The organism is Herbaspirillum sp. AP02, assembly GCF_015767275.1.
In the GTDB taxonomy this organism is placed as follows: domain Bacteria; phylum Pseudomonadota; class Gammaproteobacteria; order Burkholderiales; family Burkholderiaceae_D; genus Herbaspirillum.
The window spans coordinates 468,298-483,905 of record NZ_JADWMY010000002.1 but is presented as its reverse complement, the minus strand read 5'-3'; the positions used below and the strand labels follow the sequence as shown (position 1 = coordinate 483,905).

The following is a 15,608-nucleotide window of genomic DNA, read 5'->3' as shown; positions in this document are numbered from 1 at the left end:
GCCGGCGACCACGCTGGCCGATACGACGGAGCGCCCGGCGCTCCGGCTCTCCTACCCTCCACGATCAGAACCACCATGAAACGCATTGCACCCCTGGCCTCCACGCTGATGCTGACGCTGGCCGGCACCTCCCTGGGCCTGTCGGCCACTGCCCGCGCCGCCGATGTCGGCGACGACAAGGGCGAAGCGCTGCCCACGGTCAACGTCACCGCCAGCGGTGCTGCCAGGGATGAAACGCGCGCACGCTCGGCCGCCGTGGCCGGCTTCGACGATGCGCCGCTGCTGGACACCCCGGCCTCGGTGGCGGTGGTCACGGCCGCGCAGATGCGCGACCAGCAATCGCGCCTGCTCTCGGACGTGGTCAAGAACGATGCCGCCATCAACGAGAACTACGCTCCGGTCGGTTACTACGAGAACTTCAGCATCCGCGGCGTGACGCTCGACCCGGCCAGCGCCTATCGCATCGATGGCCTGACGGTGACCGGCGAACAGAATATCGCGCTGGAAAACAAGGAACGCGTCGAATTCCTCAAGGGCGTGGCCGGCCTGCAGGCCGGTGTCAGCAGCGCTGGCGGCATCGTCAATTACGTGACCAAGCGCCCGGCCGATGTGCGCTCGATCACCCTGGGTACCGATTCCTACGGCTCGCGCTACCTGGCCACCGACCTGGGCGTGCTCTTCGGCGAACAGAAACAGTTCGGCCTGCGCATCAACGCCGCCCATGAAGACATCCATTCCTACGTCGACCACGGCGATGGCTGGCGCGACTTCGCTTCGCTGTCGGCGACCTGGGCGCTGTCCTCCAAGACCCTGGTGCAGTTCGATGCCGAATACCAGCAGAAGGCACAGCACTCGGTGGCCGGCTACCAGTTGCTGGGTGGCACCACCCTGCCCTCGGGCGTCTCGCCCAAGACCATGCTGACGCCGCAATCGTGGGCGCAACCGGTGCGCGACAGTTCGCTGAACTACCGCTTGCGTGTGGATACCGAATTCAATGCCGACTGGCGCGGCTACGTGCAGGCCGGTCGCAGCCGGGCGGTGATCGATGATTACCTGGCCTTCCCGTATGGCAGCGGCAGCTTTGCCTCCACCACCTTCGGCGCCAATGGCGACTTCGATGTCTATGACTATCGCGTCCCCAATGACGAGCGCCGCAACGACGAAGCGCAGGCGGTCATGATCGGCAAGTTTGCCACCGGCTGGCTGCGCCATGAGTTGACGCTGGGCCTGGCGATGTCGCGCCGTACCGTGGACAAGCCCGATGGCATCAGCGTGCTGGTCGGTAGCGGCAATATCTACACCGGCACGCCCGAGCTGGCACCGGCCACCGATGTGCCCGGCCCGGCCTATCGCAACCTGGACAGCCGCCAGAAGGCGATGTTCTTCAGCGACCGTCTGCAGTTCTCCGAGCGCTGGCAAGCCATCGCCGGCGGTCGCCAGGTGTGGTTGAACGAGCAGGCCTTCGGCGCCGATGGCAACGCCACGCGCACCACCTCGCGCAACCTGTTCCTGCCGCAACTGGCACTGATCTTCAAGCCGCTGCAGAACCTCTCGGTCTATGGCAGCTATGCCGAGACGCTGACCCTGGGCAGCTCCGCGCCGTTCTGGGTCAGCAACTTCCCGACTACCTTGCCGCCCTCGGTGGCACGCCAGCTGGAAATCGGCGTGAAATGGGATGTCTCGCCTGACCTGGCACTGACGGCCGCCCTGTTCCGTATCCGCAAGGCCTACGAATACCAGCAGCCTGATTCCAGCGCCAGCGGCTTTACCTACGTCCAGCAGGGCCGTCAGACCAACACCGGCATCGAGCTGGGCGCCAGCGGCAAGCTCAGCCCGCGCCTGGCCGTTGGTGCCAGCGTGGCCGCCACCCGCGCACGCGCCAGCGATACCGGCACCGCCGCCTACGATGGCCAGCAGGTGGTCAACGTGCCGCGCCTGCGCAGCAGCGTCTATGCCGATTACGCGCTACCCGGCGTGGAAGGCCTGAACCTGATGGGCAACTGGCTCTACAGCAGCAGCAAGCCGGCCACCCGCGATGGCAGCGTCAACCTGCCGGCGGTACATGTCTTCAATGCCGGTCTGCGCTACCGCATGCGCATGGGCGGCCATACCGCCACCCTGCGCGCCAACATCGACAACCTCTTCGACAAGCGCTACTGGAAGGATGCCGGCCAGTACCTGGGCGACGGTTATGTGCACCTGGGGGCGCCGCGCACGGCGCGCCTGTCGCTGCAGTACGATTTCTGATCGATTGCCGCGATCATGCAAGCCGCGTCACACCATCTCACCCGCGTCATCAGCCATGGCATGGGCGCCGAGCCGGTCATCTCCGACTGGCCGGCGCTGACCTCCGCCGAAGTGGCGCGGGTGCTGCGCCATTATCCCGAGGTCGGCCAGCCGCTGCGGCTGGAGTGGCATAGCCCGCGCCCATTCTCGGCGGCCTGCGTGATGCAGACCGCCAGCGGCCCCGTCATCGTCAAGCGCCATCACGCGCGGGTACGCGACGTCGTCGCGCTGGCCGAGGAACATCGCTTCGTGGCGCACCTGCAGGCGAACGGATTGCCGGTCAGCCCGGCGCTGGCCACCGCCGACGGCCCGACCGCGCTGGCCGACGAATACTGGACCTACGAAGTGTTCCCGTTGGCACCGGGGGTCGACCTGTACCGCGAGGCGATGTCATGGACGCCCTTCAGCAGCAGCCACCATGCGCATTCGGCAGGCCGGATGCTGGCGCGACTGCACCAGGCCTCGGCCGGCTACGACGCTCCGGCGCGCCCGGCACGTCCGCTGGTGTCGAGCTTCACCATCTTCTCGCAGGAAGATCCGGTACGGCCCTTGCAAGCCTTTATCGAACAGCGTCCAGCCATCGCCGACTACCTGCAAGAGCGTCCGTGGCGGGGCGAGGTAGCGCAACATCTGCTGCCCTGGCACGCCGGATTGAAACCGTATCTGGATGAATTTACGCCGCTGTGGACCCACAACGACTGGCATGCCTCCAACCTGCTGTGGAGCGATGCCACGGGCCAGGCGCAGGTGCAGACGGTGCTGGACTTCGGCCTGTGCGACCGCACCTGCGCGCTGCACGACCTGGCTACCGCCATCGAGCGCAACATTGTCGAATGGCTGGCCATCCCGCAACGCCAGGTGCAGCTGGTGCATCTGGATCTGCTGGATGCGATGCTGGACGGATATGCCTCGGTGCTACCACTGAACGCGCGCCAGACACGTGCACTGGCGGCGCTGCTGCCGCTGGTGCATGCCGAGTTCGCGCTGGCCGAGCTGGATTACTTCCACGGCGTGACGCAGTCGCCGCAGAATGCCTCGCTGGCCTATGACACCTATTTCCTGGGCCACGCGGCGTGGTTCCACACCAGCGAAGGACAGCGCCTGCTGACGCATCTGCAGCATCGTGCCGATGCGCTGGAGCACAAGCCGGATAGCGCTTCCGCTGCGGTCAATCAGGCTGCGCGCTGAGGCACAGGCGTCTCGCAGCAGAAACCCGGTGGAGAATCAGGCAAAATCCTTGATCGTCTCCGGCTCGATCAACACCATGTTTTCATTGGCGCCCAGCCAGATCTGGCCATCCTGGATCGTGCATTGCAATTGCATGGAGCGCTGGGCCAACGCCGCCAGCGCCTGGCTGGCCTCGGCCGGGATATTGACCACCTTGAGGTTCTTGGCACGCTCCACGCGGCTGCCGGTCTGGTTCCACCAGATGTTGGAGACGCTGCTGTAGCTGTACACCAGCACCCGGTCGGCACGGCCGCAGGCCTTGAGGATGGCGCGGTCATCGGGCTGGCCGACTTCGACCCACAGTTCGATGGCGCCGGTCAGGTCCTTCTGCCACAGGTCCGGCTCGTCGGTATCGGAGAGTCCCTTGCCGAAGGCCAATGCCTCGCTGGCGTTGAGGGCGAAGGCCAGCACCCGGATCATCATGCGCTCGTCAGTCTCGGAGGGATGACGGGCAATGGTCAGTGCGTGTTGCTGGTAGTAATGCCGATCCATGTCGGAGATCTGCAGGTCAGCCTTGAAGATGGTGGATTTGAGCGCCATGGGATGTGTTCTTGCAAAGGAAACGCGGACCGGCCGTGCATGGCCGCCGCCAAAGGTTGGCAAGCATAGCCGATCTGGCCGGCGCGTGGGCATTTGTGGCGGCCAGGGCTGACCCGCAGCTGCCTGTGCCCGCCTGCCCATGCGACAATGCCGCCCCATGAACTCCACCTCACCCGCCGCTCCTGCCGCCGAGCCCCCCTTCAGCGACGACGAAGTCATCGCCCTCACCCGTGCCTGGTTGGAACAGGCCGTCATCGGGCTCAATCTTTGTCCGTTTGCCAAGTCGGTGCATGTGAAAGACCAGATCCGTTACCACGTCAGCCAGGGGCAGGACTGGGACAGCCTGGCCGCCGATCTGGAACAGGAACTGGTCCTGCTGGCAGACACCGACCCGGAACAGGTGGATACCACCCTCTTCATCATCCCGCTCGCATTAGCGGAGTTCCTGGAATACAACGACTTCCTGGACTGGGCCGAGCGCATCCTGGAAAGACTGGAACTGGATGGCATGCTGCAGATCGCCAGTTTCCATCCAGCCTACCAGTTTGCCGATGCGCAACCCGACGATATCGAGAACTACAGCAATCGCTCGCCTTTCCCCATACTCCATCTGTTGCGAGAAAACAGCATCGACAGGGCGGTCCAGGCCTACCCGGATGCCGCTGCGATCTTTGAGAAAAACATGGCTAGCTTGAGACAACTGGGCCTAACGGGCTGGAACATGCTGCCATTTGTCGTATCAAAACGGCAACGCTAGCAATTCTTCGAGGAATCCTGTTAATATCTGTTACAAATTCGGGCATGAGTTTCTGCAACTATTGTGGAATAGAATTTTCTGACTGCATGAAAAATGTGCAATTATTTCTATATAGACATAGAATTATTGTTGTGCTGCCTCAAGCGCACTTGGTCAGAGAACAGAGAACTTGATAAGCGTTGTTTTGAAGTCGTTCTTTGATAGGGCTTTCGTTATCCTGCAGAAAAAGGCATCGCCTTGGTCCTCAGATACCGTCAGTCGCGTTTTGCAGTTTTACAAACAATTAATGCATAGGCGCAAAGCCTTCCACAAACATCTGCATAATGGAACGTCCCGATCATGACTACCAACGATACTGCTGAAACCAACTCCATTTCCGATCATGTCAACTACGATCCGAACCATCTGCTGGATGCGTTGATCGAGAAGCTGCACCTGAAGAACGATGCAGCCCTGTCACGCGCTCTGGAAGTGGCGCCGCCGGTGATCAGCAAGATCCGCCACCGCCGTCTGCCGGTGGGTGCGTCGCTACTGATCCGCATGCATGAAGTGAGCGAGCTGTCCATTCGCGAGCTGCGCGAGCTGATGGGTGATCGCCGCGAAAAATTCCGTATCAGCGACAAGCAGTTCAAGCCGAAGCCAGGCGCCGCCCCTGGCGCCGCGCCGACCGCCGGCTCGCCCGAGTAAGTGCTGCACCGGGACCCTGGTCCGGGCTGCACGACAAAAACAAAACGGAGCCGTCGGCTCCGTTTTGCATTGTGCGTCATGCGCCGGCCGACAGGGCCCGGCACTCCTGCCTGGCGTCAGGCCGGGAACACGCCGGTGGATAGATAACGGTCACCGCGATCGCAGACGATGAAGACGATGGTCGCGTTCTCCAGCTGGTGCGACAGTCGCACCGCCACCTCACAGGCGCCTGCGGCCGAGATGCCGCAGAACAGGCCCTCGGTCACGGCCAGCTTGCGGGCCATGTTCTCGGCATCGGCCTGGCTGACCGACTCGGTCTGGTCCACGCGGGAGCGATCGAAAATCTTGGGCAGGTAGGCCTCGGGCCATTTGCGGATGCCGGGGATGGAGGAGCCTTCTTCCGGCTGGGCGCCGACGATCTGCACCTGCGGGTTCTTTTCCTTCAGGTATTGCCCCACCCCCATGATGGTTCCGGTCGTGCCCATGGCACTGACGAAGTGGGTGATGCTGCCCTTGGTATCGCGCCAGATTTCGGGCCCGGTGGTCTCGTAATGGGCCAGCGGATTGTCCGGATTGGCGAACTGGTCCAGGATCAGGCCCTCGCCGTTCTTCTGCATCTGTTCGGCCAGGTCACGGGCATATTCCATGCCGCCGCTCTTGGGGGTCAGCACGATCCGGGCGCCATAGGCCGCCATGCTCTGGCGGCGCTCCTCGGAGAGGTTCTCCGGCATCAGCAGCACCATCTTGTAGCCACGCATGGCCGCCACCATCGCCAGCGCAATACCCGTATTGCCGCTGGTGGCTTCGATCAGGGTGTCACCCGGCTTGATCTGGCCGCGTGCCTCGGCACGGGTGATCATGGAATAGGCGGCGCGATCCTTGACCGAACCGGCCGGATTGTTGCCTTCGAGCTTGCCGAGGATGATGTTGTTGCGGCGCCGTGCTTCGTCGCCGCCGATGCGCGGCAACTGGATCAGCGGGGTATTGCCGATGGTGGATTCGATGGTCGGATAAGACATCTGCTTGGCTTCCTTGCGCAGCCGTGCACACGCACGGGGCGATCTTTGTCGAAAAGGGCATTCTAATATGACTGCAGCGCATGTGCCGGCAGGGCTACCTAACAAGATGCTTATAAGGATATAGCCAAAACATCGAAGGGAGGCCCATGCACAGTCCCGGCGGAGGCACGCCGCAGGCAAGCAAATGCGCCCGCACCGGTTCCCAAGTCCGGCAAATACGCGCACACTGGCACGCATCGAAGTGCACAAAAAAGACGGCGGTCCACCGCCATCACAACATCTGTGCGCGCTTTCGGAGACGCCATGCACACCCACGAGATCCTCAACCAGGTCCCGGACCTGCGTGACTACAACCTCTACCGCAGCGACGCTGCGCTGGTCGAGGCCGTCCAGCGCGAAGGCGCGCACTGGCACGACTGCACGCTGGCCAGCCAGGGCGAAGCCCTGGGCAGTGGCGAGATGATACAGCTGGCCGAACTGGCCAACCGACACACGCCGGTGCTGCAAACCCACGACCGCACCGGCCATCGCATCGACGTGGTCGAGTTCCACCCGGCCTGGCACACCTTGCTGGACCAACTGCGCCGCGCCGGCCTGCATGCCCTGCCCTGGATGCAGCCGGGCGACGGCGCCCACGCGGCACGCGCCGCCGGCTACTTCCTGCATGCGCAGATCGAGGCCGGTTCGCTCTGCCCGACCACCATGACCTTCGCCGCGATTCCGGTCCTGCAGCAGGAACCGGCCCTGTTCGAACAGTTGCGCACGCGCCTGTTCTCGCGCGAGCACGATGCCCGCGACCTGCCGATCACGCACAAGCGCTCCATCCTGATCGGCATGGGCATGACCGAGAAACAGGGCGGCTCCGACGTGCGCAGCAATACCGCCATCGCCATGCCGGCCGATCCGCTCAACGACGGCCGGGGCGCGGCCTATCTGCTATCCGGACACAAGTGGTTCTTCTCGGCCCCGATGTGCGATGCACACCTCATGCTGGCGCGCACCGAGAACGGCCTGTCCTGTTTCTTCGTACCGCGCTGGCTGCCCGATGGCACACGCAACCCCATCCTCATCCAGCGTCTCAAGGACAAGCTCGGCAATCGCTCCAACAGCAGCAGCGAAGTCGAGTTCGAGGAAGCCATGGGCATCATGGTCGGCGCCGAGGGGCGCGGCATCACCACCATCATCGAGATGGCCAACCATACCCGCCTGGATTGCGTCATCGGCAGCGCCGCGCTGATGCGCCAGGCCCTGGTGCAGGCAATCCACCACACCCGCCATCGCAGCGCCTTCGGCCGCCTGCTGGCCGAGCAGCCGCTCATGCGCAACGTGCTTAGCGACCTGGCCCTGGAAAGCGAAGCCGCCACCATGCTCATGCTGCGCCTGGCGCATGCCTTCGATGCCCCGGACGACCCGCTGCAGCGGGCCTGGAAACGCATCGTCACGCCCGCTGCCAAGTTCTGGATCTGCAAGCGCGCCCTGGAATTCAGCGGCGAATGCATGGAAGTCTGGGGTGGCAACGGCTACGTCGAAACCGGGCCGATGGCGCGCCTGTACCGGGAGGCGCCGGTCAATTCGATCTGGGAAGGGTCGGGCAATGTGATGTGCCTGGATGTGCTGCGCGCCATCGGCCGCGAGACGCAAGGCTTCCAGCTGCTGTTGCAGGAACTGGAGGATGCGGCCAGGGGGCATGCCGGGCTGGCGCAGCGCGTGGACGCCCTCAAGCAGATGCTGATGGCCCCCGAGGAAGAACGCGAAGCCTGCGCCCGGCGGCTGGTGCAGCAACTGGTGCTGGCCCTGCAGGGCATGCTGATGCTGCGCCACGCCCCTTCAAGCTCGTCCGATGTCTTCCTCGCCAGCCGTGGCGAGGGCGATGGCGGTCGCGTCTACGGCACGCTTGCGGGCCACAGCATCGTGGCCCAGCAAGCCATCCTGCAGCGTGCCTGGCCGGGCTGACAGCGGTGCCGCCGTGCGTGGGCGTCAGCCCGGCACGGAAGGCAACGAGGGCATCAGGGGACTGCGTTCCCCCCAGGCCACGAACAGCTTGCCGCGCCGGGTGCGCACGCGGCGCTGCTTCATCGCCGAATAGACCAGCTCGGACAAAGTGCGCTGCTCGGCCACACTCATCGTCAGCGACATGCGGTACATGCGCAGCAGCAGCAGGGCATTGTTCATGAAGGCGTTATCGGCGGCATCGCTACGCGCCAGCGCCGCCATCTGCGCTGCCAGGGTCAGGGTGCGGGCACTGTCGCCGGCCAACGCAGGCAAGGATTGCCGCGTCGACGGCGCATCCTGCAGGGCGATGCGTTCCAGCACCATCCGGTAGCTGGCTTCCAGTTCGCTGCTGGCCCCGGCACTCTCGCCCAGCGTCACGCCAGCCAAGCCGGCCAACAGTTTTTCGAGGGCGCTGAAACCGGTCGCATGACCGCTCAGGTCACCGTCGCGCCAGCCACCGCCGGCCGGATCGAGCAACCAGGCCAGGAAGCCATGATCGAGCCGGGTCACGCTGGCGGCGCGGCTGGTCAACAGGCGCTGGGCGATGGCGGCTTCTTCGCTGCTCATGCGGGCCGCGTGCGCCAATGGCGCCGCGCCAGCCTGCACTGCGGACCCGCCGACGTAGGAGGCCAGGCCACCCGCGCGCGCCTGCCGATAGGTCGCCAGATCCTGCGCCAGTGCATCCACCTCTTCCGGCGCCATCCCGTTGGCCTGGGCATAGGCATAGGCCTCGGCCAGCAGGCGCCGGTCGCCATAGGCCAGGAAATCGCGGCTGGTCACCCCCGCCACCGTGGCACGCCGCACCGGGGTGGGTTCGTCCTCGCGCCGCATCACCCCGAAGACCCGTTGCAGCAAGACCAGATAGGCGCTGTCCTGCACGCTGTGGGCAGCATTGTTGACCTGTATCAGGTCCGCCAGGCGCGGAGCGGCGGCAATCAGTTCGGCCAGCGATGGCCCCAGGCGCGGCAGCATCAGGCCACGGATGACACCGCCGGCCAGCGCCAGCGGTCCCATTGGCAGCACCAGTGTTTCCAGCATGCGCGCCAGGTCGATCTGCTGTTGCGGCGGCAGCGGCGCTTGCGGCTGCAACTGGTAGAGGTCCAGGTATTGCTGCAGCAACTGGGCGTAATTGTCGGGATAGGCGGTCTGCTCCAGGGCCGACAGGCTGGCATAGAACACCAGCGCGGCAGTGATGACCGGCTTCCAGTCGCCGCTGTCGAGGGCGCGCTGGAACACCGGCGCCCAAAACCGCTGGTCCAGCTCGGTGCGCTGGTTGGCGGCGGCATAGCGTTCGTTGATGGTGTAGGTGCCGCTCTCGTCATAGACAATCGCCGACAGCTCGGCCCGTGACCAGCCTGCAAACGGGTTGGGGGCGCGACCGTACAACGCTTCGGTGGCCTGGCGCGCCTGGCTCAGGCGACGTGGATCGGACGATGGCGGCAGCTCGGCATCAGCCGCCGCAATCGCATCGGCCCCGCGCCGCGCCGCCACCAGTCTTGCTTCGATGGCGAAGAGCGTATTGCGGGTGATCGGCAGCGTGGCGTCCAGCATCGCCTTCACCGCTGCCGGTGCACTGGCAGCGGCGCCCTGCGCCGCTTCGGTAGAGTCCACCGCCGCCGTGGTGACATGGTCGACCGCCGTGGCCAGCGCGGCCATGAGCTTGCCCTGCGCCGACAGTGTCAGCGTCACGCCCTCATCGGGCGGCGCCAGCAGTACCGTGGCGCTGGCAGCCGTGCTCGCCGGTGGCGTGTCGCCCCGGGGATGTTGCTGCGTGGTCAGTTGCGCGACGGCTTCGCGCGCCATGATGGCCAGATCCGTTTCCATCGCCATGTCCGCTCTCCTGGTTCGGAGTTCTCATGACTTGGTTACGGTAGAAAATCGACAATCTTTACACTTGCAAAGCGGCATCATCCAGGCGGGACGCGGCGTCTCGGTCGATCACGGTGGGGATGGGGAGGCTTCGGCGAAGGGCAAGGCCTGCTCATCCTGCCCTTCGGCCCGCATGCCGAAGGTGTTGAGCGTCATCGCCACCAGGGCGTAATACCCCAGCAGGCCGACCAGGTTCACCACCACCTGCAAGCCGAACATCTCACAGGCCTTTGCATAGGTATCGTCGGCGACCCGCTTGTCGCGATACAGCGCGCTGGCGAAACGCCAGACCAAGGCTTCGTCGGCGGCCACGAAGGACGGTGTCGCCCCGAGGCGGATCTGCTCGGCCAGTTCTGGCGCAATGCCGGCCTCGATGGCGATGGGCAGGTGGATGAACCACTCCGCCTGGGATTGCCAGCATGCCGCCGTGACCAGGATCGCCAGTTCCGACAGGCGCAGGGGCAGCCCCGTTTCGTATCGGCAGAACGCCCCCAGGCGCTGCGCCAGCTCGCCCAATGGCGGGCTGTGAATCCAGGCCACGAAGGGGCCGTTGAGATTCTTGCGCGGACCGGCCAGGATGGCGTCGAGCATGCTGATCTGGTCAGGCCGCATCTGTTGGCGGGTGATGGGGGGCAAGCGGTTGGGGGTGGTCATGCGCGTTCCTGTCGTAATGGCAAGTCAGAGATAAGGCCCCCAGTGTGCCTGCATTCCAGTACCGACGGGCGTACCCGTTCAGGATTTCTCCGATGCACTGGACGGGCGGCAAGCGCTACAGTCATTGCGACAGGAGAATTCCATGAACAAGACCAGGACCTACCCCCTCATCGCCATGATGACGCTCATGCTGGTGCTGCAGACCCAGCGCAGCGAAACGGCAACGGCGGCCAACGTCGCCGCGCTCGATATTTCGGTGGTGGTGGCGGAGAAATGCCGGATCGATTTTTCCGAGGGCAGCGCCGACTTCTTCCAGGTCTGTTCGGTGGGTCCCGACGCGGACAGCGAGCGGAGGCAACAGGTCACTGGCGCCGCCATCGCGCTGGCGCCGCAAGATGACCCCTATTTCCTGGAACGCGACCCTGAGCAGTCACAACGGCAAGCCGGCGCATCGGCCAGTCCGACGGGGGCAAGCACATCAGCACAGGCCCGACGCGGGCCGCGTGTGGTCGTCATTCCCTATTGAGCATTGGTGTGCGCTCTGTCTCGGGCAGGGGGATGCGCCGCCTTTCCTGGCGCGGCTGATAATGATTGGGTGAGCTGCGCAGGGCCTTGCGGAACATGTTGGAGAAGGCACTCTGGCTGCGATACCCCAAGGCCTGCGCCACCAGCCCCACGGCATCGCCACGCGCCAGGCGCACCAGTGCTTCGCTCAGATGCACCTGTTGCACCCAGTGCCGGAACTGCAGACCGGTTTCCCGCGGAAACAGGCGGATCACCGTACGTACGCTGGCCCCACCCAACCCGGCCCAGTCGGCCAGCGCGAACTGCCGGCCGGGATCGGCCAGGATGGCTTCGCAGATGGCTTGCAGGCGGCGGTCCTGCGGCCAGGGGATGGCCACCGGAATGGACGGTGCCCGCGCCAGCTCCGACATGATCAGGGCCGCTACATGACCGGCGCGACTCTCCGGTTCATATTCCCTGGGCTCGGCCAGCGAAGCCAGGATCAGTTCGCGCAGCAACACCGAGACCTCCAGCAGCCGACACCGCTCGCCAATTTCGCGCCCCTCGGCCTGGCCGATGTAGAGGGTGCGCATGCTGACCTTGCTCAGCATGCGGATCTCGTGCTCCACCATCGGCGGCACCCACAAGGCGCGTTGCGGCGGCACCAGCCACACTCCCTGCGGCGTGCGTACCTGCATCACGCCCTCCACGGCGTAGAGCAACTGGCCGCGCTCGTGCGAGTGGGCCGTCAGCAGGTCGCGATAGGCCAGTTCACGGGCGAAGGCCACCACTGCACTGCGTGCATGCTGGAAGGCATGGACTTCGGCACTGGGACTGACAGGCTTGAGCTGGGCAACCATGGCACTTAATCGCTAACTATTGGCATCATCATCAATAGATGCCAATGATACGCTTCGCTCCTCCCTTTTGTTCACTCCACCTGCTCATGTCATGACAAGTGCTACCGATCCCAATACGTCAGCCGCCTCCACCGCGGCCCCTGCGTCCGCCGCCATCACCGCCCCGCCACTGGTGATGAGCATCCTGCTGGCCTGCGGCGGCGCGCACCTGATCAACGACATGATCCAGGCTCTGCTGCCCTCGATCTATCCCATGCTCAAGACCGGCTACGGGCTCAGCTTCACCCAGGTCGGACTGATCACCCTGACCTTCCAGGTCACTGCTTCGCTGCTGCAGCCCTGGATCGGCATGTATACCGACCGCCATCCGCAACCCTGGCTGCTGCCCAGCGGAGCGGTGGCAACCCTGATCGGCATCGTGCTGCTGGCGCTGGCCGGCAGCTTCAGCGCCTTCCTGGTGGCGGCAGCGCTGATCGGCATCGGCTCCTCCACCTTCCATCCGGAAGCCTCGCGCATTGCCCGCATGGCCTCGGGTGGCCGCTTCGGCCTGGCGCAATCGACCTTCCAGGTCGGCGGCAATGCCGGCTCGGCCTTCGGCCCGCTGCTGGCCGCCGCCATCGTGGTGCCCTACGGGCAAACCCACGTGGCCTGGTTCGTGCTGCTCTCGGTGCTGGCCATCCTGGTGCTGTCGCGGGTCTCGGCCTGGTATCGCAGCCACCTGGCCGCCGGCAAGGGCAAAGGCAAGGTCCTGGCGCGCCACCAGTTGCCGGCCTCCACCGTGCGCCGCGCCCTGGTGGTACTGGCCCTGCTGGTGTTCTCCAAGTACTTCTACATGGCCAGCTTCACCAGTTATTTCACCTTCTACCTGATCGACCGCTTCCAGATGTCGGTGGCGTCCTCGCAGCTCTACCTGTTCCTGTTCCTGGGGGCGGTGGCGGTGGGCACCTTCGTCGGCGGCCCCATCGGCGACCGCATCGGCCGCAAGCGGGTGATCTGGATTTCCATCCTCGGCGCGGCGCCGTTCGCCCTGATGCTGCCGCATGCCAACCTGTTCTGGACGGCGGTGCTGTCGGTGGTGATCGGCCTGATCATTTCCTCGGCCTTCTCGGCCATCGTGGTGTACGCCCAGGAACTGGTGCCAGGCAAGGTGGGCATGATCGCCGGGGTGTTCTTCGGCCTCATGTTCGGCTTCGGCGGCATCGGCGCGGCGCTGCTGGGCCACCTGGCCGACCTGTACGGCATCGCCTGGGTCTACGGCCTGTGCGCCTTCCTGCCGCTGGCCGGGCTGCTGACGGTGTTGCTGCCGGACGTGCGGGAGCACTGAAGCCCAGGCTGTTTACCGGTCCCCGACTGAAGAGGCGCTGGCCCCCAAAACCAGCGCTTTTTTCATCATTTAAGTCTCGCTTAATTTTCGGCGCCTACAGTGTGCACATCGGGATCTCCTCTTTCCCCTTGTCCGCTGCGACGACATCCAGCGGATCTTTCAGGCCCGTCCATCCCCCGGACGGGCCTTTTTTTGTCGACAATTTCCTCCCCCGCAGTGTGGCATCTTTGCCCATTGCCAGCTCCAGACGGATGTGCAGCGAGCTCAACCGTTCACTTATGGCCTTCCATATGAGATGATTAACAACCGGCAATCCTGACCAGCGCTGCGCGGCAAGGCAATACAGCAGCGCTTGGACAGGGGCGGCCAAGCTAACCTGTTCCCCCGGCGCGCCGGAGAGAAGTACGAGAAATGTTAAAAAAAATCAAAACGGAGGATCTGGTCCTCGGCATGTACTTCTGTGGCTTCGAGGCTGCATGGCTGGACCATCCGTTCTGGAAGAACAAGTTCCTGCTCAAGAACGAGAGCGAGCTCAAGCAGGCCCATGCCAGCGGCATCGCCTACTGCTGGATCGATATTTCACGCGGCCTGGATATGGCCGAATCGGCGTCAGGGAATGAGAACGACCAGGACAGCGATGGCCAGGACCCGGCCGAACCCGCGCCGCCAGCGCATGAGCCGCCGGCAGCCCCGGCCATCGATACCACGCTGATGGATGCCATGGCCCTGCGCGAGACGGCCAAGAAAGCCACCAAGGCCATGTTCAGCGAAGCCCGCATGGGCAAGGTGCTGGACATGGAGCGCTGCGTATCGTTGGTGGAAGAGATCGCCAGCTCGGTGGTCAAGAGCCCCAGCGGCATGCTCAGTGTGCTGCGTCTGAAACTGGTCGATGAATATACCTACCTGCACTCGGTGGCGGTGTGCGCCCTGATGGTGGCGCTGGGTCGCACCCTGGGCCTGGACGAGGCAGCCTGTCGCGAAGCGGGGCTGGGCGGCTTCCTGCATGACGTGGGTAAGGCCTTCATCCCGCATGAACTGCTCAACAAGCCCGGCAAGCTCACCGACGAAGAATTCACCCAGATCAAGAAGCATCCCGAACTGGGCTACAAATACCTGAGCCAGGACCCCAACGTTCCCGACTACGCGCGTGACGTCTGCCTGCACCACCACGAAAAGATGGACGGCAACGGTTACCCGCAAGCCCTGCGTAGCGGTTCCATCAGCCTGTATTCGCGCATGGCGGCGATCTGCGACGTCTACGACGCCCTCACCTCGGACCGCCCCTACAAGCGCGCCTGGGACCCGGCCGAAGCCATCTCCACCATGGCCACCTGGACCGGCCACTTCGACCGCGCCATGTTCCTGGCCTTCGTCAAGACCCTGGGCATCTACCCGGTGGGTTCCATCGTCAAGCTGGAATCGGGCCGCTCCGGCTTCGTGATCCGGCAGAACGCCCAGGATCTGACGCGTCCGGTGTTGAAGGTGTTCCGCTACAACGACGACATGGAAATGAGCGATACCGAGATTCTCGACCTGATGGCCACGCCCGAGGCCGACACCATCGTCGCCCGAGGCGGCGAGGAATGGGCGCGCCTGAGTCATCTCGATTCCATGCAGTTGCTCAGCACGGGTGCGCCCGGCTGATACCTTCCTTCTCGGCTCAGGCCATGCCCAGTGCTGCCATGAAATGGCGGCCGTGGGCCTCATGCGAGGCATCGGGCACGCCGATATCGCAGGCCATCACCAGGGTGGAGGCGGCATCGAAAAGGCCAGTGGCGAGGTGCATGACGTCCAGCAGGATGGCTTCCATGATCATTCTCCTTGAGAAGCCCGGTACCTGATTGCACCGGGCTTGAGAACATCATGCAAGGCCATCGTATCGATTCGAT

General features: G+C 64.4%; 15 protein-coding genes. 8 read left to right on the top strand and 7 right to left on the bottom strand.

Features of this window, described 5'->3' with window-relative positions:
* The first annotated feature begins 75 nt into the window (after positions 1-75).
* A complete protein-coding gene (locus tag I5R65_RS08190; RefSeq protein ID WP_180666152.1) occupies positions 76-2,247 on the top strand; it encodes a TonB-dependent siderophore receptor in 2,172 nt (723 codons plus the stop codon).
* A gap of 15 nt (positions 2,248-2,262) precedes the next feature.
* Positions 2,263-3,474: a phosphotransferase enzyme family protein gene (locus tag I5R65_RS08185; RefSeq protein WP_180666150.1), complete on the top strand. Its 1,212-nt coding sequence runs from the start codon at positions 2,263-2,265 to the stop codon at positions 3,472-3,474.
* 36 nt (positions 3,475-3,510) lie between these two features.
* Here the strand turns inward: I5R65_RS08185 and I5R65_RS08180 are convergent, their stop codons facing one another.
* On the bottom strand, positions 3,511-4,053 hold the full coding sequence (locus tag I5R65_RS08180; protein ID WP_180666148.1) for a YaeQ family protein: 543 nt from the start codon (positions 4,051-4,053) through the stop codon (positions 3,511-3,513).
* A gap of 157 nt (positions 4,054-4,210) precedes the next feature.
* Between I5R65_RS08180 and I5R65_RS08175 the strand changes: the two genes are divergently transcribed.
* Together I5R65_RS08175 and I5R65_RS08170 are read left to right on the top strand one after the other, a co-directional pair.
* Positions 4,211-4,810: a DUF1415 domain-containing protein gene (locus tag I5R65_RS08175; protein ID WP_180666146.1), complete on the top strand. Its 600-nt coding sequence runs from the start codon at positions 4,211-4,213 to the stop codon at positions 4,808-4,810.
* A 339-nt stretch (positions 4,811-5,149) separates the two neighbouring features.
* Positions 5,150-5,497 (top strand): hypothetical protein, encoded by a 348-nt coding sequence (locus I5R65_RS08170; RefSeq protein WP_006713143.1) that lies wholly within the window; start codon positions 5,150-5,152, stop codon positions 5,495-5,497.
* Positions 5,498-5,613: 116 nt separating this feature from the next.
* On the opposite strand, the gene cysM is transcribed toward I5R65_RS08170, so the two are convergent.
* The gene (gene cysM, locus I5R65_RS08165; RefSeq protein WP_180666144.1) at positions 5,614-6,516 is read right to left on the bottom strand and encodes a cysteine synthase CysM; all 903 of its coding nucleotides are present in this window, start codon (positions 6,514-6,516) and stop codon (positions 5,614-5,616) included.
* Between the two features lie 303 nt (positions 6,517-6,819).
* Here cysM and I5R65_RS08160 point away from each other — a divergent pair, with 303 nt between their 5' ends.
* Complete coding sequence (locus tag I5R65_RS08160) at positions 6,820-8,469, top strand: isovaleryl-CoA dehydrogenase (protein WP_180666142.1); 1,650 nt, start codon at positions 6,820-6,822, stop codon at positions 8,467-8,469.
* A gap of 24 nt (positions 8,470-8,493) precedes the next feature.
* Here I5R65_RS08160 and I5R65_RS08155 read toward each other — a convergent pair whose 3' ends face one another.
* Positions 8,494-10,338: a hypothetical protein gene (locus I5R65_RS08155; protein ID WP_180666140.1), complete on the bottom strand. Its 1,845-nt coding sequence runs from the start codon at positions 10,336-10,338 to the stop codon at positions 8,494-8,496.
* A 108-nt stretch (positions 10,339-10,446) separates the two neighbouring features.
* On the bottom strand, positions 10,447-11,031 hold the full coding sequence (locus I5R65_RS08150) for a carboxymuconolactone decarboxylase family protein (RefSeq protein ID WP_180666138.1): 585 nt from the start codon (positions 11,029-11,031) through the stop codon (positions 10,447-10,449).
* Between the two features lie 142 nt (positions 11,032-11,173).
* On the opposite strand from I5R65_RS08150, the gene I5R65_RS08145 reads away from it, so the two are divergent.
* Positions 11,174-11,557, top strand: coding sequence for a hypothetical protein (locus I5R65_RS08145; protein ID WP_180666136.1), 384 nt, complete (start codon positions 11,174-11,176; stop codon positions 11,555-11,557).
* Here the strand turns inward: I5R65_RS08145 and I5R65_RS08140 are convergent.
* The gene (locus tag I5R65_RS08140) at positions 11,544-12,395 is read right to left on the bottom strand and encodes a helix-turn-helix transcriptional regulator (protein ID WP_180666134.1); all 852 of its coding nucleotides are present in this window, start codon (positions 12,393-12,395) and stop codon (positions 11,544-11,546) included. The genes I5R65_RS08145 and I5R65_RS08140 overlap by 14 nt on opposite strands.
* Before the next feature lie 91 nt (positions 12,396-12,486).
* On the opposite strand from I5R65_RS08140, the gene I5R65_RS08135 reads away from it, so the two are divergent.
* Positions 12,487-13,719 (top strand): MFS transporter, encoded by a 1,233-nt coding sequence (locus I5R65_RS08135; protein ID WP_180666132.1) that lies wholly within the window; start codon positions 12,487-12,489, stop codon positions 13,717-13,719.
* A 94-nt stretch (positions 13,720-13,813) separates the two neighbouring features.
* On the opposite strand, the gene I5R65_RS08130 is transcribed toward I5R65_RS08135, so the two are convergent.
* A complete protein-coding gene (locus I5R65_RS08130; protein ID WP_180666130.1) occupies positions 13,814-14,089 on the bottom strand; it encodes a hypothetical protein in 276 nt (91 codons plus the stop codon).
* A gap of 41 nt (positions 14,090-14,130) precedes the next feature.
* On the opposite strand from I5R65_RS08130, the gene I5R65_RS08125 reads away from it, so the two are divergent.
* On the top strand, positions 14,131-15,363 hold the full coding sequence (locus tag I5R65_RS08125) for an HD-GYP domain-containing protein (protein ID WP_180666128.1): 1,233 nt from the start codon (positions 14,131-14,133) through the stop codon (positions 15,361-15,363).
* A 16-nt stretch (positions 15,364-15,379) separates the two neighbouring features.
* Here I5R65_RS08125 and I5R65_RS08120 read toward each other — a convergent pair whose 3' ends face one another.
* Positions 15,380-15,529: a hypothetical protein gene (locus I5R65_RS08120; protein WP_180666126.1), complete on the bottom strand. Its 150-nt coding sequence runs from the start codon at positions 15,527-15,529 to the stop codon at positions 15,380-15,382.
* Between the last annotated feature and the right edge of the window lie 79 nt (positions 15,530-15,608).